The sequence below is a fragment of the Halomonas sp. JS92-SW72 genome (assembly GCF_003547075.1).
Taxonomy (GTDB): domain Bacteria; phylum Pseudomonadota; class Gammaproteobacteria; order Pseudomonadales; family Halomonadaceae; genus Halomonas; species Halomonas alkalicola.
Window position 1 is genome coordinate 1,871,751 of sequence record NZ_CP032147.1, and the last position, 24,569, is coordinate 1,896,319.

Genomic DNA, 24,569 nt, shown 5'->3' on the forward strand with positions numbered 1-24,569 from the left:
AACTCCTTTCAACGAATGACGCCTTCCAGCAGCGGCACGAAGCGAACCGACTCCAGGCGCTGCTGTTCGAATGTGTCGCCCTGGCGCCGCACGCGGGTCAGCCACTGGCGCCCCCGGGCATCGGCCAGCGGCGTGATCAGCACCCCCCCCTCGGCCAGCTGGGCCAGCAGCGGGGCGGGCAGCTCACCGGCACAGGCGGTGAGCAGGATGACATCGAAGGGGGCCTCCTCCGGCCAGCCGTGGCCGCCATCGGCCAGACGCAGCTGTGCACCCTGGGCCTCCAGCAGGCGCAGGCGCTCGGCGGCGCGGCGGTGCAGGGCATTGATCCGCTCGATGGACCAGAGTTCCGGCACCAGCCGCGCCAGGATCAGGGTCTGATAGCCCGAACCGGTGCCGATCTCCAGCACCCGGGCGGGGGCCGCCTCCAGCACCAGCTCGGTCATCCTGGCCACCATCCACGGCTGGGAGAGGGTCTGGCCATGGCCGATGGGCAGCGCAGTGTCCTCGTAGGCGCGATGGGCCAGCGCCTCGTCGAGGAAGAGGTGGCGCGGTTCGGCGGCCATGGTGGCCAGCACGCGGGCATCGCGGATGCCCTGATCGGCAAGCCTGGCCACCATGCGGTCGCGGGTGCGCTGGGAGGTCATGCCCACTCCCCGCACCAGCGCCGGCAGTCGCTCAGGTGAGTGCATCCAGCCAGCCCTGTACGTCACGGATCGCCGCATGCCGGGTCAGGTCGGTCTGCAGCGGGGTGATGGAAACGTAGCCCGCCTCGACGGCGGCGAAGTCGGTATCGGCGCCGTCGTCGGCGTTCTCCCCGGCGGCGGCGATCCACCAGCGCACCCGGCCGCGGGGGTCGCGCACCTCGAGGGGCCGCGAGGCCGGGCCGCGATAGCCCAGGCGGGTGACCCGGAAGCCCTGGATCTGGTCCCAGGGCAGGTCCGGGACGTTGACGTTGAGCAGGCTGCGCGGCGGCAGCGAGAGCTGGTCGGCGGCCCCCACCAGGCTCGCCGCCACGCGCCCGGCGGTATCGAAGTGGCGCGAGCCCGTAAGCGACATGGCGATGGCCGTCATGCCCAGGTTGCGCCCCTCCATGGCGGCGGCCACGGTGCCGGAGTAGAGCACGTCGTCGCCGAGATTGCCGCCGTGGTTGATGCCGGAGATCACCAGGTCAGGCTTCTCGTCCCAGACGCCGTTGACCCCCAGGTAGACGCAGTCCGCCGGGGTGCCGTCGACGCTGTAGAAGCCGTTGTCCATGTCGGTCAGCGACAGCGGCCGGCTCAGGGTCAGGGAGTTGCTGGCCCCGCTCTTGTCGCGGTCCGGGGCCACCACGCGCAGCCGGGCGTGGGGCGCCAGGGCATCATGCAGGGCACGCAGGCCGGGGGCATGGACGCCGTCGTCGTTGGAGAGCAGCAGTCGACGCATCGTGGACTCCTTCACAGGGTGGGGTGGGCGATCAGCTCGCGCAGCACGGCGGTGGCGAAGGCGCCTCGCGGCAGGCTGAAGGCGAGCCACAGTTCGTTATCGCCGCGGGTCAGGCTCGGCTCGCCGAGGCGCAGGCGCAGCGCACGCCGCGCCAGGCGCACCCCGGCGCGCTCGAGGCCCGCGCAGAGCGCCGGGTAGCGCTGGGCCAACCGGGCCTCCCGGGCCAGCGCCTCGCCGGTCGCCACGGAGCCGCCGACGCCCCACAGCACGCCGCTTCCGTGCAGGTCGAGCCGAGCCGCCCGAGCCTCGAGCTCGGCATCCGGCACCTCCAGGGTGAACTGGCTGGCGGTGCCGTCGAGGATCACCACCTCGCCGGGCAGCAGGCGCTGCCAGCTGCCCTCCCGGACACGCTCGGCTAGCTGCTCGTTGAACAGGAAGCTGCGCGCCGCGGAGAGCAGCATGCCGTCGCGGTCGTCGCGCTTGCGCCAGCCGCGGGCCAGCAGCGAGCGGGCACGCTGGAGGTTGCGGCCATCCGGCCCGAAGCGCTGGGGCCCGAAATAGTTGGCCACGCCCTGCTCCACCAGCCGCGTCCAGCGCGCCTCCAGGGCGGGCTCGGCCACCGCGGGGCCGGTGATCCGCAGGCGGAAGCGATTGGCGCGGTGCACCCCACGCTTGAGCTTACGCGGATGGCGCGCCTCGGCCAGCACGCGGATGCCGCGCTCGGCCAGCGCCTCGGCAAGCCCCGCCGGCGCCTCGCGCCCGGGCAGCTGTACCGAGAGCCACTGGCAGGTGACGGCGACGCGATCCTTCATGCCGGAGTAGCCGACGTCGCGGGGCGAGACCTCGCAAAGCCGGGCCAGCTCACGCACCGCCATGGCGGTGGTCAGGTCGCGCTTCTCGACGTGCAGCCAGAGGTGCTCGCCCTGCCCCTCGGGAGCGAAGTCGAGCACCTCGGCGACCTGGAAGTCCTCGGGGGTGGCGCGATACTCCCCCGCCGGCGGCGGGCCGAAGTCGGCATCGAGTACCCGCGGCCAGCGCGGCGGCCAGGCGATGGCATCCGGCTCGCGCCGGGCGTCGGCCTCACTCACCGGCGCGCTCTCCCTCAGCGACGAGGGCCGCAGGCAGCAGCAGCACCACCGCCTCGGCGGCGATCCCCTCGCCGCGCCCGGTGAAGCCCAGGCGTTCGGTGGTGGTGGCCTTGACGTTGACCGCGCCGACCGCGACGCCGAGATCCTCGGCGATGGTGGCGGCCATGGCCGCGATGTGCGGCGCCATCTTCGGCGCCTGGGCCATCAGGGTGGCGTCCAGGTTGCCGACCCGGTAGCCGGCCTGGTGCACCAGATCCACCACGTGGCGCAGCAGCACGCGGCTGTCGGCGCCCTTCCAGGCCGGGTCGGTGTCGGGAAAGTGGCGGCCGATGTCGCCCAGGGCGCAGGCGCCCAGCAGGGCATCGCTGACGGCATGCAGCAGCACGTCGCCGTCGGAGTGGGCGACGAAGCCGTGGTCGAAGGGAACGGCGACGCCGCCGATCATCAGGTGGTCGCCCTCACCGAAGCGGTGGACGTCGAAGCCGTGGCCGATGCGCATCATCTCTCCAGTGCGCCGGAAGGCGCCTTGTCCTGCCCGCCCGAGGCCGTCGCCTGGCGCTGGGCGGCCAGGATCTGCCCGGCCAGGGCCAGGTCCTCGGGATGGGTGATCTTGAGGTTGTCGCGACGCCCGCTGACCAGCCGCGGGAAGAGCCCCAGCGCCTCCACCGCCGAGGCCTCGTCGGTGACCGCCACGCCGGCCTCCCGCGCCGCCGCCAGCGCCCGGCGCAACAGGCCGTAGCGGAACCCCTGGGGGGTCAGCGCATGCCAGAGGCCGGCGCGGGGCTCGGTGGCCGCGACTCGCCCGGCGCCGTCATCGCGCTTCATGGTGTCGGCCACCGGGGCGGCCAGGAGGCCACCCACCGGGTCATCCGCCAGCACGACGTGAAGGCGGAGAAGATCCGCCACGGTCACGCAGGGGCGCGCCACGTCATGGACCAGCACCAGGTCGTTCTCACCGGCCTCACCCGCGATGGCCGCCAGGGCGTTGGCTACCGAGTCGACCCGCTCGGCACCGCCGGGCACCCGGCGCCACTCGGCGAAGGGCACCCAGGCCGGGTCGAAGCGGGCGTCCTCGGGGTCCAGGCAGAGGCAGAGTCGTGCCGCGGGAAAGGCGGCGTGCAGGCGCGCCAGGGTGTGGGCCAGCACCGGGCGGCCGTCGATCGCCAGGTACTGCTTGGGGCGATCGGCCCCCATGCGTCGCCCCTGCCCCGCCGCGGGCACCACCAGCCAGGGCGCCACGCTCATCGGCCGGCCTCCAGGCCCACCGCCGGCGCGGGGTTGACCACCGGCGCGGCCTCCACCGCCACGCCCGGCACCCAGAAGAACTGCTCGTCGGCGCGCACCATGCCGATGTCGCTGCGGCTGCGCTCCTCGATGGCGTCCAGGCCGGTCTTGAGGTCCAGCACCTCGGCGCCCAGGCGGGCGTTGCGGTCGCGCAGCGGCTTGTTGGCCGCCTCCAGGGCCGCCACCCGCTCGCGCACCTCGCCGAGGTCGCGGATGCCCCCCTCACCCAGCCACAGGCGATACTGCAGCAGGGCGAGCAGGACCAGCAGCACGATGGCCAACCACTTGAGCATGAACAGCGTCCGTCGCGAAAATAAGGATGGCGGCATTATGCCACCATCGCCGGGTCCGCTCACGCCCTGAACGGCAGCGCCTGCGTCGCGGCGGCGCAATAGGCGCGGATCTGGGCGCGCTCCTCGGCGCAGAAGCGCGCCACGGCGTCGCGCAGGCGGGGGTCGGCGATATGGTGAAGCGAGGTGAGCAGGCGCGGCGCGAAGCCCCGGGCCAGCTTGTGCTCCCCCTGGGTGCCGGGGTCGAAGGTGGTCAGTCCCCGGGCCAGGCAGTGCTCGATGCCCTGGTAGTAGCAGGCCTCGAAGTGCAGGCAGTCGGCCATCACCTCACTGCCCCAGTAGCGGCCGTAGAGGGTGCGCGCCCCCTGCAGGCAGAGCGCCGCGGCCACCGGCCGGCCCTCGAGCCGCGCCTGCACCAGCAGCAGGCTCTCCGGCATCGAGGCGCGCAGCCGGCGGAAGAAGTCGGGGTTCAGGTAGCCGTGGCGCCCCCGCTCCAGGTAGGTGATCTCGTAGCAGCGGAAGAAGTGCTCGAGGGCCTCCGCGTCGATCGCCTCCCCTTCGAGCCGGTGCAGCCTCAGCCCCTGGTCGGCGACGAGGCGCCGCTCGCGGCGGATCGCCTTGCGCCGCTTGGAGGTCATCGCGGCCAGGAAGCCCTCGAAGTCGCCGTAGCCGGCGTCGCGCCACTGGAACTGCACCCCGTGGCGGGCCAGTAGCCCGGGGCGCGCCGCCTGCCAGGCGGCCACCTCGGCCTCCTCGGCAAACAGCAGATGCCAGCTGGAGAGCTCGCTGGCCACGCCTTCCCCGCGCCCCTCCCAGGCCGCGGCCAGCCGCTCCCGGGCGGCCAGCGGGTCGATGCCCCCGGCCAGCGCCAGCCGCGGCCCGGGCGCCGGGGTATAGGGGATCGCGGTGAGCCCCTTGGGATAGTAGCGCCCACCGGCGCGTTCCCAGGCATCGGCCCAGCTCCAGTCGAAGACATACTCCCCGAAGGAGTGGTGCTTGAGGTAGTGGGGCATCACGCCGACCAGGCGCTCGCCCTGCCAGAGGGTCAGGTGGCGCGGCACCCAGCCGGTGGCTGGGCTCACCGAGCCGCTCGCCTCCAGGGCGTGCAGGAACTCGTGGCGCAGGAAGGGATGGTCGTCGCCCACCAGGGCGTTCCAGGCCGCGGCCGGCACCGCCTCGATGGCGGGGAGTTCTTGCAACACAAGCGAGGACATGGCGGCTCCGGCAGCTGACAAGCCGTTGGCAGAAGGCCTACATTGTGCCCAGAGCCCGAGCCTCCTTCCATCCTCATCGACACACGGAGACGTGCATGACCGATGCCCGCGAGCTGCAGGCGCAGTTCGATGCTCAGCGCCGCGCCTTCGCGGCCGAGCCCTACCCGACGCTTGCCACTCGCCGCGATCGCCTGGCCCGGCTGGCGACCCTGACCCGGCACCACCGCGAGGAGATCATCGCCGCCATCGGCGAGGACTTCGGCCACCGCGCCGAGGCCGAGAGCCGGCTGGCCGAGATCGCCACCGTGCTGCAGGCGGTGCGCCATGCGCGGCGCCACCTGCGCCGCTGGATGCGCTCCCGGCGCGCCGCCGTGCCCTGGCGGCTCCAGCCGGGGCGGGCCCGGGTACACCGCCAGCCGCTGGGAGTGGTGGGCATCATCGCCCCCTCCAACTACCCCTGGAACCTCGCCTGGCTGCCAGCGGTGGACGCTCTGGCCGCCGGCAACCGGGTGCTGATCAAGCCCAGCGAGCACACCCCGGCCACCAGCGCTCTGATGGCGCGCCTGGCCGAGCGCTACTTCGACCCCGCCGAGCTCGCCGTGATCCCGGGCGACGTGGAGACGGCCCGCGCCTTCTCGGCGCTGCCCTTCGATCACCTGCTGTTCACCGGCAATGCACGCATCGGGCGCGAGGTGGCCCGGGCCGCCGCCGCCCACCTGACCCCCATCACCCTGGAGCTGGGCGGCAAGACCCCGGCCATCATCGGCCCCGATGCCGACCTGTCGCGTGCCGCCGAGCGCATCGCCTTCGGCAAGTGGCTCAACGCCGGCCAGACCTGCATCGCCCCCGATCACGTGCTGGTCGAGGCCTCCCGGCTCGGCGACTTCATCGAGGCGATGCGCCGGACAGTGGCCGATTTCTACCCCCGAGGCACCGCCGGCGAGGACTACACCGCCGTGCCGGGTGAGCGCCAGCGGGCGCGCCTCGAGGCGATGCTCGACGAGGCCCGCGACCACGGCTGCCGGGTGATCGCCCTGGGTGAGCGCGTCGAGCTGCCGGGCGGCGGGGCCAAGCTGCCGCCGACCCTGGTGATCGACCCCAACGAGGGGCTCGCCATTATGCAGGAGGAGATCTTCGGCCCCTGGCTGCCGATCCTCGGCGTGCGCGACCTCGACGCCGCCATCGACCACGTCAACGCCGGGCCGCGGCCGCTGGCGCTCTATGCCTTCACCGACGACGCGCAGCGGCGCCGGCAGATCCTCGAGACCACCCACTCCGGCGGCGTGGTCTTCAACGACACCCTCTGGCACAACGCCGTGCCCGCCCTGCCCTTCGGCGGCGTGGGCGAGAGCGGCATGGGCGCCTACCAGGGCGAGGCCGGCTTCCTGCGCTTCAGCCTCGAGCGCAGCGTCTTCCTCCAGGCGCGACGCAACGCCGTGGGCCTGCTCAACCCGCCCTACCGGCGCTGGCTGCTGAGGCTGCTGGGGCTGTGACGAGCCGATCGGCACCAAATGGTAATAAAACTACAAATACGACCAATAAACGGCTAGCATGACGCCATTCGCGGAGAACTTTTTGGTAAACTTACCTATATAATCACAGCCCGAGGTGCCCCATGGCCACGACGCCCCCCACCCTGAACGCCACCGTTGCCGAGGTTACCCGACGCATCCGCGAGCGCTCCGCCGAGCGCCGCGCCCTCTACGAGGCGCGCATGGCGGCCCAGCACCGCCAGGGCGTGCATCGCGGCGAGCTCTCCTGCGGCAACCTGGCCCACGGCTTCGCCGCTTGCGGCGCCGAGGAGAAGGACCGCCTCAAGCTGATGAACAGCGCCAACCTCGGCATCGTCTCCTCCTACAACGACATGCTCTCGGCCCATCAGCCTCTCGAGGACTACCCGGCCATCCTCAAGGCCGCCGCCCGGGCCATGGGCTCCACCGCCCAGTTCGCCGGCGGCGTGCCGGCCATGTGCGACGGTGTCACCCAGGGCCAGTCCGGCATGGAGCTGTCGCTCTTCTCCCGGGAGGTGATCGCCATGGCCACCGCCGTGGCGCTCTCCCACAACATGTTCGATGCCGCCCTCTACCTGGGCGTCTGCGACAAGATCGTCCCGGGGCTCTTCATCGGCGCGGCGCGCTTCGGCCACCTGCCGGCGCTCTTCGTGCCCGCCGGCCCCATGGAGAGCGGCCTGCCCAACAAGGAGAAGGCGCGCATCCGCCAGCTCTACGCCGAGGGCAAGGTGGGCCGCGACGAGCTGCTCGAGGCCGAATCCGCCTCCTACCACAGCCCGGGCACCTGCACCTTCTACGGCACCGCCAACTCCAACCAGCTGATGATGGAGATCATGGGCCTGCACCTGCCCGGCGCCTCTTTCGTCAACCCCGGCACGCCGCTGCGCGAGGCGCTGACCCGCTATGCCGCCGAGCAGGCGATCCGTAACAGCGAGCCGGGCGGCGACTACCGCCCCTTCTACCGGCAGGTCGACGAGCGCGCCATCGTCAACGCCATGGTCGGCCTGCTGGCCTCCGGCGGCTCCACCAACCACACCCTGCACCTGGTGGCCATGGCCGCCGCGGCGGGCCTCACCATCACCTGGGACGACTTCACCGCCCTCTCCGCGGTGGTGCCGAGCCTGACCCGCATCTACCCCAACGGCCAGGCCGACGTGAACCACTTCCAGGCCGCCGGCGGCATGAGCCTGCTGATCCGCGAGCTGCTGGGCGCCGGGCTGATCCACGGCGACATCCCCACGGTGTTCGGCGGCGACCTGACCGCCTACACCCGGGAGCCCTTCCTCGAGGACGGCAAGCTGGCCTGGCGCGAGGGCCCCACCGAGAGTCTCGACCGGGACGTGCTGCGCGGCGTGAGCGAGCCCTTCGCCCCCACCGGCGGGCTCACCGTGCTGGACGGCAACCTGGGCCGCGGGGTGATCAAGGTCTCGGCGGTGGCCGAGGAGCACCGGATCGTCGAGGCCCCGGCGCGGATCTTCGAGGACCAGAACGAGCTCAAGGCGGCCTTCGAGGCGGGCGATCTGGATCGCGACGTGGTGGTGGTGGTGCGCTACCAGGGCCCCAAGGCCAACGGCATGCCGGAGCTGCACAAGCTGACCCCCTACCTCGGCGTGCTCCAGGACCGCGGCTTCAAGGTGGCGCTGGTCACCGACGGGCGCATGTCCGGCGCCTCCGGCAAGGTGCCCGCCGCCATTCACATGACCCCCGAGGCCCTGGACGGCGGCCCCCTGGCGAGGCTGCGCGACGGTGACGTGGTGCGCCTGGACGCCAACGCCGGCACCCTCGAGGTCAGGATGGCCACCCATGCCTGGGCCGAGCGCGAGCTCAGTGAGCCGCACCTCGACCACTACCATCAGGGGCTGGGCCGCGAACTGTTTGCCGGCTTCCGCCACCTGGCCAGCGGCTCCGAGCAGGGCGCCTCGGTGTTCGGCGGCTTCGAGGCCGACGACCTGGCCCGCCAGGCCGGCCAGATCCACGACGAGGACGCGTGAACGACTGAGAGGCATCGCGAGAAGCGCCGGGGAAAAAAGGACACATTGACGATGACACGACCCGCTCTCATTGGGGACATCGGCGGCACCAACGCGCGCTTCGCCCTGGTGACCCCGGGCGACTTCGCGCCCCACGACATCCTCGCCCTGCCCTGCGCCGACTACCCCGGCCTGGTGGAGGCGGTACGCGACTACCTGACCCGGGTGGGCGCCACCGGCGAGCAGACCCCGCGCGAGGCCTGCCTGGCCTTCGCCTGCCCGATCGGCGGCGACCGGGTAAGCATGACCAACAACCACTGGGCCTTCTCCCGGGCCGAGGCCCAGGCGGCGCTGGGGCTTACCCTCTTCAAGGTGATCAACGACTTCACTGCCCAGGCGCTGGGCGTGCCCCATCTCCCCGAGGCCGACCTGGTCGAGGTGCAGCCCGGCGAGGCGATTCCCCATGCGGCCCGGCTGGTGATCGGCCCCGGCACGGGGCTCGGCGTGGCCGGCCTCTTCCCCGGCCGCCACGCCTGGATCCCGCTGCCCACCGAGGGGGGCCACGTCACCTTCGCCCCCGCCGACGAGCGCGAGCAGAACCTCCTGCGCCACTTCCGCAACCGCTATGGTCGCGTCTCGGTGGAGCGCCTCCTGTGCGGCCAGGGGTTGCTGGACCTCTACCTGGCCCACTGCTCGCTCAAGGGCGCCAACCCCGTGTACGCCTCTCCCGCCGAGGTGACCGCGGCGGCCGACAGCGACCCGCTGGCCCGTGATACCCTGCTGCGCTTTCTCAAGATCCTCGGCGACGTCTGCGGCGACGCGGCCCTGATGCTGGGCGCCCGCGGCGGGGTCACCCTGTGTGGGGGCATCCTGCCCCGGCTGCGGGAGTGGCTACCCGAGAGCCGCTTCCGCGAGGCCTTCGCCGCCAAGGGGCGCATGGGCGCCTACACGGCGGCGATCCCCGTGCACCTGGTCATCGCCCCCTGGACGGGGCTGCTGGGCGCCGCCGAGGCCCTTTACAATCCAGAAGTCGACTAACGCGACGGAAGAGGTTGATTGATGATTCCGCAAAGCCTGCGCACCCTGCTCGACGAGACCCGCGGCCAGCGCCGCGCCCACTGGGCCGGCCGCGAGCTGTGGCTGGCCAACGAGGCCTGGGGCGAGCTGGCCGTTTCCCTGCAAGGCGCCCAAGTCCTGCATTTTCTTTCGGCCGGTGACGACAGCGACGGCTGGCTCTGGGTGACGCCCACGCCCCAGGCACTGCCCGGCGCGATTCGCGGCGGCATCCCGCTCTGCTGGCCCTGGTTCGCCGACGATCGCTACGCCGACGAGTCCGAGGATCACAGCGGCCCCTTCCACGGCACCGCACGCCACGCCGACTGGCGCCTGGACGCCGTGGACGAGCACGAGGAGGGGGTGGAGCTGCACCTCTCGCCCCAAACCCACCTGCACAGCCAGCTCTCGCCGCGGCTGGTGGTCCAGGCCAATGCCCGGCGCCTGCACGTGGAGCTGATCACCGAACACCTCGGCGAGACCCCGGTGAAGATCAGCGGCGCCCTGCACAGCTACCTGGCCGTGCGCGACGCCTTCGCCTGCCGCCTGGAGGGGCTGGCCGGCGCCCGCTACCTGGACAAGCTGGCCGGCTTCACCGAACGCGAGCAGCAGGGCGAGCTCGGCGTACGCGGCGGGCTCGACCGCATCTACCACAGCAACGCCGAGCTGACCCTGGACGACGGCGCGCGCCGCCTGCGCATCGCCCGCCAGGGCAGCGACTCCGCCGTGGTCTGGCACCCCGGCGAGACGCTTCCCGAGGACACCCCCGCCGAGGCCGCCCTCCGCTTCCTCTGCGTGGAGTCCGCCAACACCCGCCTCGACCCGGTGTGGCTCGTCCCCGGTGCCCAGCACCTGCTCGGCACCACCCTCAGCCTGGAGCTTCCCGCATGATTCCCGTGATCGCCTTCGGCGAGGCCCTGGTCGACATGCTCTCGAGCCGACTCGGCGACCCGGCCGCCGACGAGACCGAGACCTTCACCCCGTACGCCGGCGGCGCGCCCGCCAACGTGGCCGTGGCCTGCGCCCGGCTGGGCGTGCCCAGCCGCTTCCTCGGCATGCTTGGCGAGGACCGCTTCGGCGACTTCCTCGCGGCGGAGCTGGCCGCCCACGGCGTCGACACCTCCGGCGTGGTGCGCACCCGCGAGGCGCGCACCGCGCTGGCCTTCGTCTCCCGCGATGAGCACGGCGAGCGCACCTTCGACTTCTATCGGCCGCCGGCCGCCGACCTGCTCTACCGCCTCGAGCACCTGCCCCAGGGCATCTTCGCCGCGCCCGCCATCCTGCACCTGTGCAGCAACAGCCTGACCGAGCCGGCGATCGCCGAGACCACCCTGACCATGGCCGAGATGGCCCGCCGCGCCGGCTGCCTGGTCAGCGTGGACGCCAACCTGCGCCACAACCTCTGGGCCGAAGGCACCGCCGACATCAGCCTGGTGACCCGCCTGCTCGACACGGCCGACCTGCTCAAGCTCTCCACCGAGGAGCTCGACTGCCTGCGCGCCGACCACCCACAGGACGCCTGGCTGGCCGAGCGCCTGGCCGCCGGGGTCAAGGCCATCGTGATCACCGACGGGCCCGGCGAGGTGCGCCTGCTGGGCGCGGGCTTCGAGCGGCGCGTGACGCCGCCACCGGTCCAGGCGGTGGACACCACCGCCGGCGGCGACGCCTTCATCGGCGGCCTGCTGGCCGAGCTCGCTGAATACCTCAGCGAGGCAGGCATCGACGGCGACTGGCACCGCGATGCGGCGCTGCTGACCCGGGCCGTGGAGACCGCCTGCCGCTGCGGCGCCCACGCCGTGACCCGCCCCGGCGCCTACGCCGCCCTGCCGACCCGTGAGGACCTGGCGCGCCCGAGCCGCTGAATCCGCCCCCACGAAGCCGCAACCTACAGCCGGGCCTCGTCGGCCCGGGGGGGGCCGGCAGGCCGGCGGATCAGGCCGCGTCGCGCTTGTCGTCGCTCACCGCCTGCATCGCCAGGGCGGTATCCAGCATGCGGTTGGAGAAGCCCCATTCGCTGTCGTACCAGGCCATCACCTTCACCAGGCGGCCATTCACCCGGGTGTGGTTGGCATCGAAGGTGGAGGAGTGGGCGTCGTGGTTGAAGTCGATGGAGACCAGCGGCTGGGCGTTGACCGCCAGCACCAGGGAGTCCTCGGCGGCCCTGGCGACGATGGCGTTGATCTCCTCCCGGGTGGTGTCGCGACTCGCGGTGAACACCAGATCGACCAGGGAGACGTTGATCACCGACACCCGCACCGCCAGGCCGTCGAACTTGCCGGCGAGTTCCGGCAGCACCAGCCCGACGGCGGCGGCGGCCCCGGTCTTGGTGGGAATCATCGAGTGGGTGGCGCTGCGCGCCCGGTAGGGGTCGCTGTGGCAGACGTCGGAGAGGTTCTGGTCGTTGGTGTAGGCGTGCACCGTGGTCATCAGGCCGTTCTCGATGCCCACCGCCTCGTGGAGCACCTGGGCCACCGGCGCCAGGCAGTTGGTGGTGCAGGAGGCGTTGGAGACCACCTTGTGCTCGGGCCGCAGCACCTCCTCGTTGACCCCGTAGACCACGGTGGCATCGGCATCCGGGCTCGGCGCGGAGATCAGCACCCGCCGGTCGCCGCCTGACTTGCCCACTGGCTCGTCGTCTCCGCAATGTGCCTCAGCGGAGAGAAGGACCCAAGACTATTTTGGTAAGTTTACATTCGGCGCACTTAGAAAACAGTCATCCCCTAGGGTATACTCACAATCTGAGCCAGATCTCCGCCCATATAGCAGTAAACTTACAGATAACCCGCTATTCTGGACACCCCGCCCCTTGCCCAGGAGACCGCGATGTCGAGCCAGCCTCACCACTCCATCCATGCCCCCAGCCGCCGCACCAAGATCGTTGCCACCCTGGGCCCGGCCAGCGACCGCGAGGGCGTGCTGGAGGTGATGATCGCGGCCGGTGTCGACGTCATGCGCCTCAACTTCTCCCACGGCGGCACCAACACCCTGAAGATCCTCGAGGCATAACACCATGAGCGACCCACGCCCGCAGCACACTGTGACCCGCACCCTGCCCGCGCGCAAGCGCATCGCGCTGATTGCCCATGACGGCAAGAAGGACGAACTGCTGGCGTGGGCGGCACGCTGGCAGGAGACCCTGGCCCGCCACGAGCTCACCGGCACCGGCACCACCGCGGCCCGGGTGGCCAAGGCGCTGGGGCTCCCCGTAAAGGGGCTGCTGAGCGGACCGCTGGGCGGCGACCAGCAGATCGGCGCCCTGATCACCGAGCAGCGGCTCGACCTGCTGATCTTCTTCTGGGACCCCTTCGCCCCCCAGCCCCACGACCCCGACGTCAAGGCGCTGCTGCGACTCGCCGCCCTGTGGAACATCCCCGTGGCCTGCAACGCCGCCAGCGCCGACTTCCTGATCAGCTCGCCCTGGCTGGAATCGGCCTACGAGATGACCATTCCCGACGCCGGCGCCTGGGTCTCGACCCGCAACGCCGACTGACGCTCCCGACCCGGCTCCCATCGACCCCATCAATGACAAGAGGCGAGGCTTCCGATGTTCCAGCTGACCCGCAGCGTGACCTGGCAGGCACTCAAGCGCCTGCACGACCAGACCGCCAACGACCGCATCCGCGACTACTTCACCCATGACCCCCAGCGCTTCGAGAAGATGAGTCTGCGCGTCGGCGGCCTCTTCCTCGACTACTCCAAGCATCAGGTCTCCGACGCGGTGCTCGACCGGCTGATCGAGCTGGCCAACCACTCGGCACTGGTGCAGCGTCGCGCCCAGATGTTCTCCGGGGACATCATCAACGTCACCGAGGACCGCCCGGTGCTGCACACCGCCCTGCGCAACCTCGCCGAGGGGCCGCTGATGGTCGACGGCCAGGACGTGATGCCGGAGATCCAGCGCACCCGGGAGCAGATCCGCCAGTTCTCCGAGGCAGTGCGCAACGGCGAGTGGAAGGGCTACAGCGGGGAGCGCATCCGGGACGTGGTCAACATCGGCATCGGTGGGTCGGACCTGGGGCCCAACATGGCCTGCCGGGCCCTGCTCAAGCACCGCCACCCGGAGCTGAACTTCCACTTCGTCTCCAACGTCGACGGCGCCCATATCCAGAAGGTGCTCAGCCGCCTCGACCCGGCCACCACCCTGTTCATCGTCTCCACCAAGACCTTCTCGACTCAGGAGACCCTGCTCAACGCCCATACCGCGCGGCGCTGGTTCCTGGAGACCGCCGGCCCGGAGGCCGACGTGGGCGCCCACTTCATCGCCGCCTCCACCAACAAGACGGCGGCCATGGCCTTCGGCATCCGCGAGGAGAACGTCTTCGAGTTCTGGGCCTGGGTGGGCGGTCGCTACTCGATGTGGTCCTCCATCGGCCTGCCCATTGCCCTCTCCATCGGCTTCGAGGGGTTCATGGAGCTGCTGGAGGGCGCCTACGCCATGGACCAGCACTTCCTCGCCGCCCCCTTCCGGGAGAACATGCCGGTACTGATGGCGCTGATCGGCATCTGGTACATCAACTTTCACGGCGCCGAGACCCAGGCAATCGTGCCCTACGACCAGGCGCTGCATCAGCTGCCGGCCTTCCTGCAGCAGCTCGACATGGAGTCCAACGGCAAGTCGGTGGACATCTTCGGCCACCCGGTGGACTACAAGACCGGGCCCATCGTCTGGGGGCAGACCGGCTCCAACGGCCAGCACGCCTTCTTCCAGCTGCTCCACCAGGGGACGCGCTACGTGCCCATCGACTTCATCGCCTCGCTGAAGCCCGAGCCCGGCATGGAGGAGCACCACTTCGCCCTGCTCACCAACATGCTGGCCCAGGCCAACGCCTTCATGGAGGGCAGCCAGAGCGGCAGCCGGCTCGATCCCTACAGCTGCCCCGGCAACCGCCCCTCCAGCGTGCTGCTGCTCGATGAGCTGACGCCGAGGAACCTCGGCGCGCTGATCGCCCTCTACGAGCACAAGGTGTTCGTCCAGGGGGTGATCTGGAACATCAACTCCTTCGACCAGTGGGGCGTGCAGCTCGGCAAGCGTATCGCCGGCGAGATCAGCGAGCGCATCGACGAGCAGAGCCAGGACTTCGACGCCTCCACCCAGGGGCTGCTGGCGCTGGTGCGCGAGCACTTCACGGCTAGATCATCGACGGACGCCACCGAGCCCGCGACGCCCCCCTCCGACAAGGGCGGCAAGCGCCGCCGGCGCTGAGTCAGCGTGCAGCGCGGGGGTCGGCAGCTGCCGACCCCCGTTCGTTTCGGGAGTCAAAAAAACCCGGCCACGAGGGCCGGGAGAAGGACAGCAACAGGCTGTCGAGAGAGCACGCGGGAACGTCGTTCGCAGGGAACCTGGGGAGTCAGTGGTGGAAGCGCTGCGCCGCCTCCCGGGCCAGCTGGCGGATGCCGTGCCAGTCCTCGGCCTCCACCAGGGAGTTCGGGGTCAGCCAGGAGCCGCCCACGCACATCACGTTCTTGAGCGCCAGGTAGTCCTCGGCGTTGTCGAGGTTGATGCCGCCGGTGGGGCAGAAGCGCGCCTCGGGGATCGGGCCGGCGAAGGCCTTGAGCGCCTTGACGCCGCCGCTGGCCTCGGCGGGGAAGAACTTGAAGCGGCGGTAGCCGTACTGCCAGCCGGTCATCAGCTCGGAGACGGTGGCAACGCCCGGCAGCATCGGCACTGGACTGGTCACCCCGTAGCGATAGAGCGCCTCGGTGGTGCCGGGGGTGACCACGAAGTCGGCGCCGGCCTGCTCGGCCTGGCGGTACTGGGCCGGGGTCAGCACGGTGCCCACGCCGATGCTGGCCTGGGGGAGCGCCGCCTTGATGCGGCGCACCGCCTCCAGGGCGCAGTCGGTGCGCAGGGTCACCTCGAGCACGCTGAGACCACCCTCGACCAGGGCGGTGGCCAGGGGCACGGCGTCTTCCACGCGCTGGATGGCCAGCACCGGGATCACCTCGGCCTTCAGGCAGATGCTGTCGAGCTCGGTGGTGCGGGTGGAGGGCAGCTGCTTGTCGATGCTCTTGTCGAAGGTCATTGGTGTCTCTCCATGAGATCAGGGGGCCCAGTAGATGGCCAGCGGGCAGGAAAGAAAGGCGCGGATCGGCAGCTCGCGGACGTCATCGCCCGCCAGGGCCCGGACCAGCATGTCACGCTTGTCGCCGCCGGTGATGTGCAGGAAGTGGCGCCGGGAGCGGTGCAGGCGATCGGCGGAGAGGGTCAGGCGCGGCAGGGGCTGACTCCGGGCCCGCACGGCCACCGCCGCCTCGGCGGTGGAGAGCGCCAGCGCAAGCTCCCGGCTGTCGGGGAAGAGCGAGGCGGTGTGACCATCGCCGCCCATGCCCAGCACCACCGCACTGGCCGGCCAGGCCAGGCCGGCAACACGCTCGGCCACCGCCGCGGCGCCCTGCTCGGGGGTGGCGTCATCGGTGGTCAGGGGCACGAAGCTGGCCGCCGCCGCCGGGCCCTTGAGCAGGTGCTCGCCCACCAGGCGGGCATTGCTGTCGGCATGGCCCGGGGGCACCCAGCGCTCGTCGGCGAGGGTCACTTCGACCCGCGACCAGGGCAGCTCGCAGGCGGCCAGCGCCTGGAAGAAGGGCACCGGCGTGGAGCCACCGGAGACCACCAGCAGGGCACGCTCCTGGCTCGCCAGGTCCTGTCGCAGCGCCTCGGCCACGGCCTCGGCCAGCTGGGTGGCCAGGCGTTCTAGGCAAAGCTCACTCATCTTGGAGTTCCTCAGTAATCCTCATACCAGCTGCGCCCGTCCTGGGTGATCATGGCGGTCTTGAGAAAGCAGCGACCGGGCCCTGGGGCCAGCCGGCATTCCTCAGTAATCCTCATACCAGCTGCGGCCATCCTGAGTGATCATGGCTATCGATGCGACGGGCCCCCAGGAGCCGGCCGGATAGCGGCGCGGCGGCTCATCGCGATCGGCCCAGGCGGCAATCAGGTTATCGCACCACTGCCAGGCGTGCTCGACCTCGTCGCGGCGCACGAAGAGGTACTGCTGCCCCTTCATCACCTCGAGCAGCAGACGCTCGTAGGCATCGGGAATCCGCGACTTGGGGAAGGCGCTGTTGAAGTCCAGGTGCAGCGGGCCGCGGCGCAGGCGCATGCCCTTGTCCAGTCCGCTGTCCTTGGTCAGCACCTCCAGGGCGATGCCCTCCTCCGGCTGCAGGCGGATCACCAGCTTGTTGGCGGCGAGACCCCGCTGGTCCGGGTCGAAGATGTAGTGGGGCTGCTGGCGGAAGTGGATGATGATCTGCGAGAGCTTCTCGGGCATGCGCTTGCCGGTGCGCAGGTAGAAGGGCACGCCGGCCCAGCGCCAGTTCTCCACGCCGGTCTTCATGGCCACGAAGGACTCGGTGTGGCTCTCGGTATTGGCCCCCTCCTCCTCGAGGTAGCCGGGCACCGACTTGCCGTTGATGGTGCCCGCCGTGTACTGGCCGCGCACCACGTCACGCCCCAACATGTCGTCGGTGAAGGGCCTGAGCGCCTTGAGCACCTTGACCTTCTCGTCGCGGATGGCATCGGCGTCGAGGTTGGCCGGCGGGTCCATGGCGATCAGGCAGACCAGCTGAAGCAGGTGGTTCTGCACCATGTCGCGCAGCTGGCCGGCGTCGTCGAAGTAGCCCCAGCGCCCCTCGATGCCGACCTGCTCGGCCACGGTGATCTCCACATGGGAGATATGGTTCTGGTTCCACTGGGTGCCGAACAGCGGGTTGGCGAAGCGCAGCGCGATCAGGTTCTGTACCGTCTCCTTGCCCAGATAGTGATCGATGCGGTAGATGCGCGACTCGGGGAAGACGGCACCGATGGCGTCGTTGATCTCCGCCGAGGAGGCCAGGTCGTAGCCGATCGGCTTCTCGACCACCACCCGGCTCTGATCGTCCAGGCTGCCGCTGGCCTCGAGGTGCCGGCAGATGTCGCCGTAGATCCTCGCCGCCACCGAGAGGTAGACCACCATGGGGCGCTCCTGCCCCGCCTCGCGCCCCGCCTTGCGCCACTCCTGAATCGCCGCGTAGCCCTCCACGCGAGTGAAGTCGAGCTGGCGGTAGTCGAGTCGCGAAAGGAAGCGCGTGAGGGCCTTGCGGTCGAGCTCCTCGGCCTTGACGTAGGTCGTGAGCGCCTTCTCGACGCGCCCCTTGAAGCCGTCGAGGTCGAGCTCCTGGCGCGCCAGGCCCAGCAGGCGCGTGCCAGGGTCGAGCAGCCCCTCGCGGTCGAGCTGGAATAGCGCCGGAAAGAGCTTGCGCTGCGCCAGGTCGCCGAGGGCGCCGAACAGCGCCAGGTCGATGTCGGTGCTGGCAGCCTGGCCGGACCGGCTGAAGTGACTCATGTCCGCCTCTCTTTTCGTTGGATTACCAAAAAAATACCTGAACGTAGGGGCCAAGACAATGATTTGAAGTAATCTTACCAAATTAATTGCCGACCACCGAGGACGATTGGCCGCGGCCGACCTCCTCGGGCTAGGATAGTCAGCATAATGTAGTTAAATCACTACATCACCCGTTCCGGCTTCACCCCGCGGCCCCGACCCGCCCAGCATGGAGAGCGCCACCGCGCCATGGCCCGTCACGACCTGATCGATCGCATTCGTCAGCGCCTCGAGGCGCTCAACCGCTCCGAGCGCAAGGTTGCCGATGTCATCCTCGCCGACCCGGCAACCGCCACCGGCATGAGCATTGCCACCCTGGCCCAGGCGGCCTCGGTGAGCGAACCTACCGTCAACCGCTTCTGCCGCAGCTTCGATGCCAAGGGCTACCCGGACTTCAAGATCAAGCTGGCCCAGAGCCTGGCCGGCGGCACTCCCTACGTCAGCCAGGCGGTGGAACCCGACGACACGGCCGCCGACTACACCGAGAAGATCTTCGGTGCCACCATTGCCGCGCTGGACAACGCCCGCCGCCAGACCGACCCGGTGCGCATCGAGCGGGTGGTGGACTACCTGATCCAGGCGCGACAGCTGCACTTCTTCGGCCTGGGCGCCTCCGGTGCCGTGGCCCAGGATGCCCAGCACAAGTTCTTCCGCTTCAATATCCCCGTCACCGCCTATGTGGACGTGCTGATGCAGCGCATGGTGGCCTCGAGCTGCCATACCGGCGACGTGGTGGTGGTGATCTCCTGGACCGGGCGCACCCGGGAGCTGGTCGACATCGCCCGCCTGGCCCGGGAGAGCGGCGCCGTGGTGCTCGGTATCACCGCCCCCGACTCGCCGCTGGCTCGCGAGTGCACCGAGACCCTGGAGGTCGCCACCCCCGAGGATACCGATCACTATATGCCGATGACCTCGCGGATGATCCAGCTGGCGCTGATCGACGTGCTGGCCACCGGCGTGACCCTGCGGCGCGGCGAGGACTTCCTCGGCCACCTGAAGAAGATCAAGGACAGCCTGAAGGATACCCGCTACCCCGCCGGCCGACGCTGAGCCCCAGGCGCCGGCCGGCGGCCCGCAGCAGGCTGGCCCAGGGCCCTCCGGCCGCTTGCCATTCCCGCGCCATCCCTTACCATTGGCGGCCCCGCCTCATCCTCCACGGAGCCGCCCCATGCGCCGCATCGCCCTTGCCGCCGCCGCCCTCGCCCTGTTTGCCCAGGGGGCAGCCGCCGAGACCTTCCGCTTCACCGCCATCCCCGACGAGGACCAGGCACGCCTGGTGGAGCGCTTCGGCAAGGTCGCCGACTACCTCGAGGAGCGCCTCGGCGTCGAGGTGGAGTACGTGCCGGTCAAGTCCTACAGCGCCGCCGTGACCGCCTTCCGCAATGACCAGGTCCAGCTGGCCTGGTTCGGCGGCCTCTCCGGGGTGCAGGCGCGCCGCCTGGTGCCGGGCTCCCAGGCGCTGGCCCAGGGCAGCGAGGACGACGCCTTCATGAGCTACTTCATCGCCCATGAATCGACGGGGCTGTCGCTGGCCGACGAGCTGCCCGACGAGCTCGAGGGCATGAGCCTCACCTTAGGCTCGCGCACCTCCACCTCCGGGCGCCTGATGCCGGAGCACTTCTTCCGCCAGCGCTTCGACAATGTCGACCCCGAGGCCTTCTTCTCCCGGGTCGGCTACTCCGGCGACCACTCCCGTACCATCGCCCTGGTGGAAGCGGGCACCTGGGACATCGGCGCGGTGAACTACACCGTCTGGGAAGCCGCCGTGGCCGATGGCCGCGTCGACACCGACAGGGTCTCGGTCATCTGGGCCACCCCGACCTACCCGGACTACAACTGGACCCTGCGCGGCGACGCCGACGCACGCTTCGGCGAGGGCTTCACCGACAAGGTGCAGGCCGCCTTCCTGGAGATGGACGACCCGGCGCTCCTGGCGAGCTTCCCCCGCGAGGCCTTCATCCCCGCCGACAACGCCCTCTACGCGCCCATCGAGGAGGTCGCGGAAGAGCTCGGCCTGCTGCGCTGAGGGCCGACGCCATGGAGAGCGAGCAACGCCGGCTGCTGATCCGCTTCGAGGGCGAGGATCTCGGCCACGGTCGCGACCGCCAGGGGCGCCTCCAGCACCTGGTGCTGCCCGGGCTGACTCTCACCCTGCACGAGGGTGAGCGCGTGGCGCTGCTGGGCCAGAGCGGCTCGGGCAAGTCGACCCTGCTCGCCGAGCTGCGCGCCCGACTCGGGCGGCACGCGGCCTGGTGCCCTCAGCACCACGGCCTGGTGCCGCAGCTCGCCGTCTACCACAACGTCTTCATGGGACGGCTGCCGGAGCACTCGACGCTGGCCGGCCTGTGGAACCTGGTGCGCCCGCTCTCCCGCCCCTGGCGGGAGGTGGGCGAGCTGTGCGCGCTGCTGGGGCTTGACGGGCTCGAGCGGCGCCCGGTGGGCCAGCTCTCCGGCGGCCAGCGCCAGCGGGTCGCCATCGGCCGCGCCCTCTACCAGGGGCGCGACCTCTTTCTGGGCGACGAGCCGGTGGCCAGCGTCGACCCCCACCAGGCGCTGCGCCTGCTGGCGCTGATCGATTCGCGCCACGCCACCTCGGTGGTCGCCCTGCACCAGCGCGAGCTGGCGCTCTCCCACTTCGACCGGGTGTGGGGACTGCGCGACGGCCGCCTGGTGATCGACGCCCCGGCGGCGACCCTGACCCTGGCCGAGCTCGACGCCCTCTACCCGGATGCTGACGAACCGGCCGGCGCCTTCGGTGCGCCGGCGGCGGCCGGGATGCCGAGCCCGGAGGCCCTGCCCTGCGCCCGGGGCCGCCCGTGAACGAGGCGCTGCCCCACCCGCCCCGCCACGGCCGCCACTGGTGGCGGGGCACCACCCCCGGGCTGCGGCTGGCCCGCCATACCCTGGCGCTGCTGGCGCTGGCCGTGGTGCTGGCGCCCCTGGCCGATCTCGCCATTCACACCCGGGACCCCTGGGCGGAACTCGGCCGCATGGCCATGGGCATGGCCTGGCCCGCCTGGGGATCACTGGAGTCGCCGCTCACCGCCGTCGGCCTCACCGTCGCGGTGGCGATCTGGGGTACCCTGGCCGGGGTGGTGCTGGGCTTCCCGCTGGCGCTGCTGTTCGCCCGCTCCCGGCTGGTACGCGCCGGCTGCGCCTTCGTGCGGGCGATTCACGAGCTGTTCTGGGCGCTGCTGTTCCTGCAGGTGTTCGGGCTCTCCGCCTTCACGGCACTGGCGGCACTCGCGATCCCCTATGCCGGCATCTTCGCCAAGGTCTATGCGGAGATCCTCGAGCAGACGCCCTGCGCGCCCCGCGACGCCCTGCCCCCGGGCACCGGCCGCCTGGTGCGCTTCGTCTATGCGGAGCTGCCGCTGGCCTGGGCGCAGCTCGCCGCCTATACCCGCTACCGCTTCGAGTGCGCCCTGCGCGCCAGCGTGCTGCTGGGCTTCGTGGGGCTGCCCACGCTGGGCTTCCACCTGGAGACGGCCTTCCGGGAGGGGCGTTACCACGAGGCGGGGGCCCTGCTCTGGCTCTTCTACCTGCTGATCGCCAGCCTGCCCGGGTGGAGCCACCGACGGCTGATCCCGGTGCTGCTGATCGGCGGCGCCTGGCTGCTGGGCCCCTGGCCCAGCGTGGATGGCGCCCTGGTGTGGCGCTTCGTCTCCGAGGACATCTGGCCACGGGCGCTGCTGGCCGGCGACTGGCCGGGCCTGGTCGAGTGGCTGTCGCGCATCCCGGACCTGGGGCCGGCCATCGGCAATACCCTGCTGCTGGGGCTGCTGGGCACCGTGGGCGCGCTGGTGGTGGCCATGGCGCTCTGGCCGCTGGCCTGCCGGCACTTCGGCAATCGCGGCACCCGGCTCGCCGGCCATGGCCTGCTGATCGCCCTGCGCTCCACGCCGGAGATGATGCTGGCCTTCCTCTTCCTGCTGCTGCTGGGCCCTTCGCTGCTACCCGCCTGGCTGGCGCTGGCGCTGCACAACGGCGCGCTGATCGCCTTCCTGGTGGCGCGCCACGCCGATGCCATCCAGCCCGCCATGCCGGGCCTCTCCGCTCCGGGCCGGCTGGCCTACGAGCTGCTGCCGCGGCTCTATCCCGGGATGCTGGCACTGCTCTACTACCGCGCCGAGGTGATCCTGCGCGAGACGGCGATCCTGGGGATGCTGGGGGTGGCGACGCTGGGGTTCTACATCGAGGAGGGGTTCGACTACCTGCTGTTCGACGTGGCCTTCTTCCTGCTGCTGGTCACCGCGATGCTGAACATCGCGGTGGACGCCCTCTCGCGGCGGCTGCGCCCGAAGGACGGGGCCGTCATGGACGACCCCTGCGCGCGATAGGCCAGCGGCTCAGTAGCTGTACTCGCCGCTGACCACGGCCGCGGTCACGGTGATCTCCACCCGGAGCTCGTCGGCCGGCATCGGCGCGCAGACGCAGGTGCGCGCCGGGGCATGGCCGGTGGGCACCCAGGCGTCCCACACCGCGTTCATGGCGGCGACGTCGTTACCGTCCTTCAGGTAGACGGTGGCGGTGAGCAGGTTCTCGCGGTCGGAGCCGATCTCGGCCAGCAGCGCGTCCACCCGCGCCAGCATGCTCTTCGTCTGCTCGGTGATGTCGCCGTGGCGCGCCTCGGGGCCGGGCACCTGGCCGCACAGGTAGGCGATGCCGTTATGGATCACGGCGCGGCTCATGCGCGCCTTGGTGTCGTGGCGAATGATGGTCATGGGTACTCCCCTTGGCGGTTATCGACAGGAAGATGGCCTGCCGGATGACGATCAGGCCGCCAGTATCAACGGATCCTCGCCAACAGTCGATACGTCGTGGCAGCGCAGGAAAAACCCGTGGCCAAAGGCCACGGGCAAGGATCGAAACAGCCGAGGATGGCCCGGCCAGGCCGGGCCGCCGGTCTCAGAACCAGACTTCGGTCTGCACGCCGAAGCTCCACTGGCCCCCGGTGAAGCCCTCCTCGCCGAAGCTGCCGCCATAGTTGTTGAGCGCCTCGCTCCAGTCGGTGTAGGAGGCGAACAGGCGGATCTCCGGGCGCTGCCAGAAGCCGCCCACCTGGGGCTTGAAGGTCGGGGCGACGGTGAGCTTGCCGAAGTCCCCCCTCACGGCGTTGCCGCCCTCCCCCTGGTCGAGGTCCATGTACTGGTAGCTGGCCTCGTACTGCATCTCGAAGTTTTCGGTCAGCTCGTTGGCCAGGCGCACGTTGAGGCCCGCCCAGGTGAACTCGTCGCCCTGCACGTAGCGGTCTCGGCTGGTCTCGGCGAGGAGCGAAGGTGCCACGCGCCAGCTCGGCGCCAGGTAGGTGGTGCCGTAGAGACCCAGGCGGGTCGCCTGGGCGTCATCGGTGAGATTGCCGTCGGCGCCCAGCACCTTGGCCTCGGCGCCCAGGCCCTGGCCGTGGATCAGGGCCGCCTTGAAATTGCCCTCGGAAAGGCCGAAGAAGCTGTCGCCGTGGTAGGCCACCATGGTGTGGAAGCCGCTGTCGGCGGCGGTCTGGCCCGCCCCGATATCGCGCTCGTCGTTGTCCGCGGCGGAGAGGCCGCTGACCATGAACTGCCAGTTGCCGACGAAGTTGTTGCTGGTGAGGATCAGGCTGTCGGTGCTGCCCTCGTTCGGGTCCTCGCTGCCGATCAGGTCGAAGTCGCTGAAGCTGCGGCCATAGAGCGACAGGTTGGAGGTCCAGTCGTCGGCCAGCTGCATGTCGTAGATCCCCGCGCCGGTGCCGGCCAGGAAGACGAAGTCGCTGTCGATCCAGTGGATGTCGAAGTTGTCGCGGTCGAAGCGCTTGCCGGCCCAGATCGAGGCATTCTCGAAGACGCCGGTGAAGCTCGGCAGCTCACTGAACTCCGCATAGACCTGGCGCACGTTGAGGTTCGACTCCTCGGCGGTCCAGTCGTTGCTGGTGCTGACCGAGTCGGCCAGCATCATGCGGTAGTGGGCTCGGGCGCCGTTGTCGTAGCGCATCCGGTAGTTGAAGATGCCCTCCACGTAGGTATCCCCCTCGTTGCCCAGGCGCCCCACGGCGCCACCCAGGGGGCCGGCGGGCGTCACGTAGGGCCCACCGGGAATGCTCTTGCGATCCTCGCCCAGCAGCAGGCCGGAGCGGGCATAGGCGTTGAAGGAGAAGCCCTCCTCGCCGCTGGCCTGGCGCTCGACGCGGGCCAGGCGCTCCTCCACCTCGTCGGCATCCGGCCGGGCCCCGCCCTCGGCCCGGGTCTCGGCAAGCGTGGCGCGCTGTTCGGCATCGGCGGCGCGCTGCTCGGCGGCGGCGATGCCAATGGCCAGGGGGGTCTTGAACATGACGGCGTTCATGGTGATGTCATCCCTTGTTGTTGTGATCTGTAACGATTCAGTCCGGCGGCGCAACCCGA

General features: G+C 70.7%; 23 protein-coding genes and 2 pseudogenes. 12 read left to right on the forward strand and 13 right to left on the reverse strand.

The window, feature by feature from the left end; genetic code table 11:
- Positions 1 to 8: 8 nt before the first annotated feature.
- The 7 genes from D1793_RS08730 to D1793_RS08760 are packed head-to-tail and all read right to left on the reverse strand — an operon-like array spanning position 9 to position 5,298.
- Positions 9 to 689, reverse strand: coding sequence for a protein-L-isoaspartate(D-aspartate) O-methyltransferase (locus tag D1793_RS08730; RefSeq protein ID WP_119021822.1), 681 nt, complete (start codon positions 687 to 689; stop codon positions 9 to 11).
- Entirely contained in the window at positions 676 to 1,422 is a 747-nt protein-coding gene (surE, locus tag D1793_RS08735; protein WP_119021823.1) for a 5'/3'-nucleotidase SurE, read from the reverse strand. Before surE ends, D1793_RS08730 begins: the two co-directional genes overlap by 14 nt.
- A gap of 11 nt (positions 1,423 to 1,433) precedes the next feature.
- On the reverse strand, positions 1,434 to 2,510 hold the full coding sequence (locus D1793_RS08740; RefSeq protein WP_240407802.1) for a tRNA pseudouridine(13) synthase TruD: 1,077 nt from the start codon (positions 2,508 to 2,510) through the stop codon (positions 1,434 to 1,436).
- Positions 2,503 to 3,009: a 2-C-methyl-D-erythritol 2,4-cyclodiphosphate synthase gene (gene ispF, locus D1793_RS08745; protein ID WP_119021824.1), complete on the reverse strand. Its 507-nt coding sequence runs from the start codon at positions 3,007 to 3,009 to the stop codon at positions 2,503 to 2,505. Before ispF ends, D1793_RS08740 begins: the two co-directional genes overlap by 8 nt.
- Positions 3,009 to 3,755, reverse strand: a complete 747-nt coding sequence (gene ispD, locus D1793_RS08750) for a 2-C-methyl-D-erythritol 4-phosphate cytidylyltransferase (RefSeq protein ID WP_119021825.1) — start codon at positions 3,753 to 3,755, stop codon at positions 3,009 to 3,011. Before ispD ends, ispF begins: the two co-directional genes overlap by 1 nt.
- Positions 3,752 to 4,087, reverse strand: a complete 336-nt coding sequence (gene ftsB / locus D1793_RS08755) for a cell division protein FtsB (protein WP_119021826.1) — start codon at positions 4,085 to 4,087, stop codon at positions 3,752 to 3,754. Before ftsB ends, ispD begins: the two co-directional genes overlap by 4 nt.
- Positions 4,088 to 4,146: 59 nt before the next feature.
- Entirely contained in the window at positions 4,147 to 5,298 is a 1,152-nt protein-coding gene (locus tag D1793_RS08760) for a GNAT family N-acetyltransferase (RefSeq protein WP_119021827.1), read from the reverse strand.
- A gap of 95 nt (positions 5,299 to 5,393) precedes the next feature.
- Here D1793_RS08760 and D1793_RS08765 point away from each other — a divergent pair, with 95 nt between their 5' ends.
- From D1793_RS08765 to D1793_RS08785, 5 genes are all read left to right on the forward strand, one after another.
- On the forward strand, positions 5,394 to 6,791 hold the full coding sequence (locus tag D1793_RS08765) for a coniferyl aldehyde dehydrogenase (RefSeq protein ID WP_119021828.1): 1,398 nt from the start codon (positions 5,394 to 5,396) through the stop codon (positions 6,789 to 6,791).
- 122 nt (positions 6,792 to 6,913) lie between these two features.
- Positions 6,914 to 8,800 (forward strand): phosphogluconate dehydratase, encoded by a 1,887-nt coding sequence (gene edd / locus D1793_RS08770; RefSeq protein ID WP_119021829.1) that lies wholly within the window; start codon positions 6,914 to 6,916, stop codon positions 8,798 to 8,800.
- Positions 8,801 to 8,851: 51 nt separating this feature from the next.
- Complete coding sequence (glk, locus tag D1793_RS08775) at positions 8,852 to 9,817, forward strand: glucokinase (RefSeq protein WP_119021830.1); 966 nt, start codon at positions 8,852 to 8,854, stop codon at positions 9,815 to 9,817.
- 21 nt (positions 9,818 to 9,838) lie between these two features.
- Positions 9,839 to 10,723 (forward strand): D-hexose-6-phosphate mutarotase, encoded by an 885-nt coding sequence (locus D1793_RS08780; RefSeq protein WP_119021831.1) that lies wholly within the window; start codon positions 9,839 to 9,841, stop codon positions 10,721 to 10,723.
- Complete coding sequence (locus tag D1793_RS08785; protein WP_119021832.1) at positions 10,720 to 11,694, forward strand: carbohydrate kinase; 975 nt, start codon at positions 10,720 to 10,722, stop codon at positions 11,692 to 11,694. Before D1793_RS08780 ends, D1793_RS08785 begins: the two co-directional genes overlap by 4 nt.
- Before the next feature lie 70 nt (positions 11,695 to 11,764).
- On the opposite strand, the pseudogene D1793_RS08790 reads toward D1793_RS08785, so the two are convergent.
- A pseudogene (locus D1793_RS08790) lies at positions 11,765 to 12,436 on the reverse strand (type I glyceraldehyde-3-phosphate dehydrogenase); the annotation flags it as partial.
- 219 nt (positions 12,437 to 12,655) lie between these two features.
- Here D1793_RS08790 and D1793_RS08795 point away from each other — a divergent pair.
- The 3 genes and pseudogenes from D1793_RS08795 to pgi all read left to right on the forward strand — a co-directional run.
- A pseudogene (locus D1793_RS08795) lies at positions 12,656 to 12,805 on the forward strand (pyruvate kinase); the annotation flags it as partial.
- A 37-nt stretch (positions 12,806 to 12,842) separates the two neighbouring features.
- Positions 12,843 to 13,322, forward strand: coding sequence for a methylglyoxal synthase (locus D1793_RS08800; protein WP_119021833.1), 480 nt, complete (start codon positions 12,843 to 12,845; stop codon positions 13,320 to 13,322).
- A gap of 54 nt (positions 13,323 to 13,376) precedes the next feature.
- Positions 13,377 to 15,035, forward strand: coding sequence for a glucose-6-phosphate isomerase (gene pgi / locus D1793_RS08805; RefSeq protein ID WP_119021834.1), 1,659 nt, complete (start codon positions 13,377 to 13,379; stop codon positions 15,033 to 15,035).
- A 145-nt stretch (positions 15,036 to 15,180) separates the two neighbouring features.
- Here the strand turns inward: pgi and D1793_RS08810 are convergent, their stop codons facing one another.
- The 3 genes from D1793_RS08810 to zwf form a co-directional block, all read right to left on the reverse strand.
- Positions 15,181 to 15,855 (reverse strand): bifunctional 4-hydroxy-2-oxoglutarate aldolase/2-dehydro-3-deoxy-phosphogluconate aldolase, encoded by a 675-nt coding sequence (locus tag D1793_RS08810; RefSeq protein ID WP_119021835.1) that lies wholly within the window; start codon positions 15,853 to 15,855, stop codon positions 15,181 to 15,183.
- Positions 15,856 to 15,873: 18 nt separating this feature from the next.
- Positions 15,874 to 16,542: a 6-phosphogluconolactonase gene (gene pgl, locus D1793_RS08815; protein ID WP_119021836.1), complete on the reverse strand. Its 669-nt coding sequence runs from the start codon at positions 16,540 to 16,542 to the stop codon at positions 15,874 to 15,876.
- A gap of 102 nt (positions 16,543 to 16,644) precedes the next feature.
- The gene (gene zwf, locus D1793_RS08820; RefSeq protein WP_119021837.1) at positions 16,645 to 18,153 is read right to left on the reverse strand and encodes a glucose-6-phosphate dehydrogenase; all 1,509 of its coding nucleotides are present in this window, start codon (positions 18,151 to 18,153) and stop codon (positions 16,645 to 16,647) included.
- A 228-nt stretch (positions 18,154 to 18,381) separates the two neighbouring features.
- Between zwf and D1793_RS08825 the strand changes: the two genes are divergently transcribed.
- From D1793_RS08825 to D1793_RS08840, 4 genes are all read left to right on the forward strand, one after another.
- The gene (locus tag D1793_RS08825) at positions 18,382 to 19,242 is read left to right on the forward strand and encodes a MurR/RpiR family transcriptional regulator (RefSeq protein ID WP_119021838.1); all 861 of its coding nucleotides are present in this window, start codon (positions 18,382 to 18,384) and stop codon (positions 19,240 to 19,242) included.
- A gap of 118 nt (positions 19,243 to 19,360) precedes the next feature.
- Complete coding sequence (locus D1793_RS08830) at positions 19,361 to 20,218, forward strand: putative selenate ABC transporter substrate-binding protein (RefSeq protein WP_119021839.1); 858 nt, start codon at positions 19,361 to 19,363, stop codon at positions 20,216 to 20,218.
- Positions 20,219 to 20,229: 11 nt separating this feature from the next.
- Positions 20,230 to 21,012, forward strand: a complete 783-nt coding sequence (locus D1793_RS08835; protein ID WP_119021840.1) for an ATP-binding cassette domain-containing protein — start codon at positions 20,230 to 20,232, stop codon at positions 21,010 to 21,012.
- Complete coding sequence (locus D1793_RS08840; protein ID WP_240407803.1) at positions 21,009 to 22,532, forward strand: ABC transporter permease; 1,524 nt, start codon at positions 21,009 to 21,011, stop codon at positions 22,530 to 22,532. The genes D1793_RS08835 and D1793_RS08840 overlap by 4 nt, the downstream gene beginning before the upstream one ends.
- A 9-nt stretch (positions 22,533 to 22,541) precedes the next feature.
- On the opposite strand, the gene D1793_RS08845 is transcribed toward D1793_RS08840, so the two are convergent.
- Both D1793_RS08845 and D1793_RS08850 read right to left on the reverse strand, forming a co-directional pair.
- Positions 22,542 to 22,916 carry a RidA family protein gene (locus tag D1793_RS08845; RefSeq protein ID WP_119021841.1) on the reverse strand — a complete coding sequence of 125 codons (375 nt, stop codon included), beginning with the start codon at positions 22,914 to 22,916 and terminating at the stop codon, positions 22,542 to 22,544.
- 184 nt (positions 22,917 to 23,100) lie between these two features.
- On the reverse strand, positions 23,101 to 24,510 hold the full coding sequence (locus D1793_RS08850) for a carbohydrate porin (protein WP_119021842.1): 1,410 nt from the start codon (positions 24,508 to 24,510) through the stop codon (positions 23,101 to 23,103).
- Positions 24,511 to 24,569: the final 59 nt, after the last annotated feature.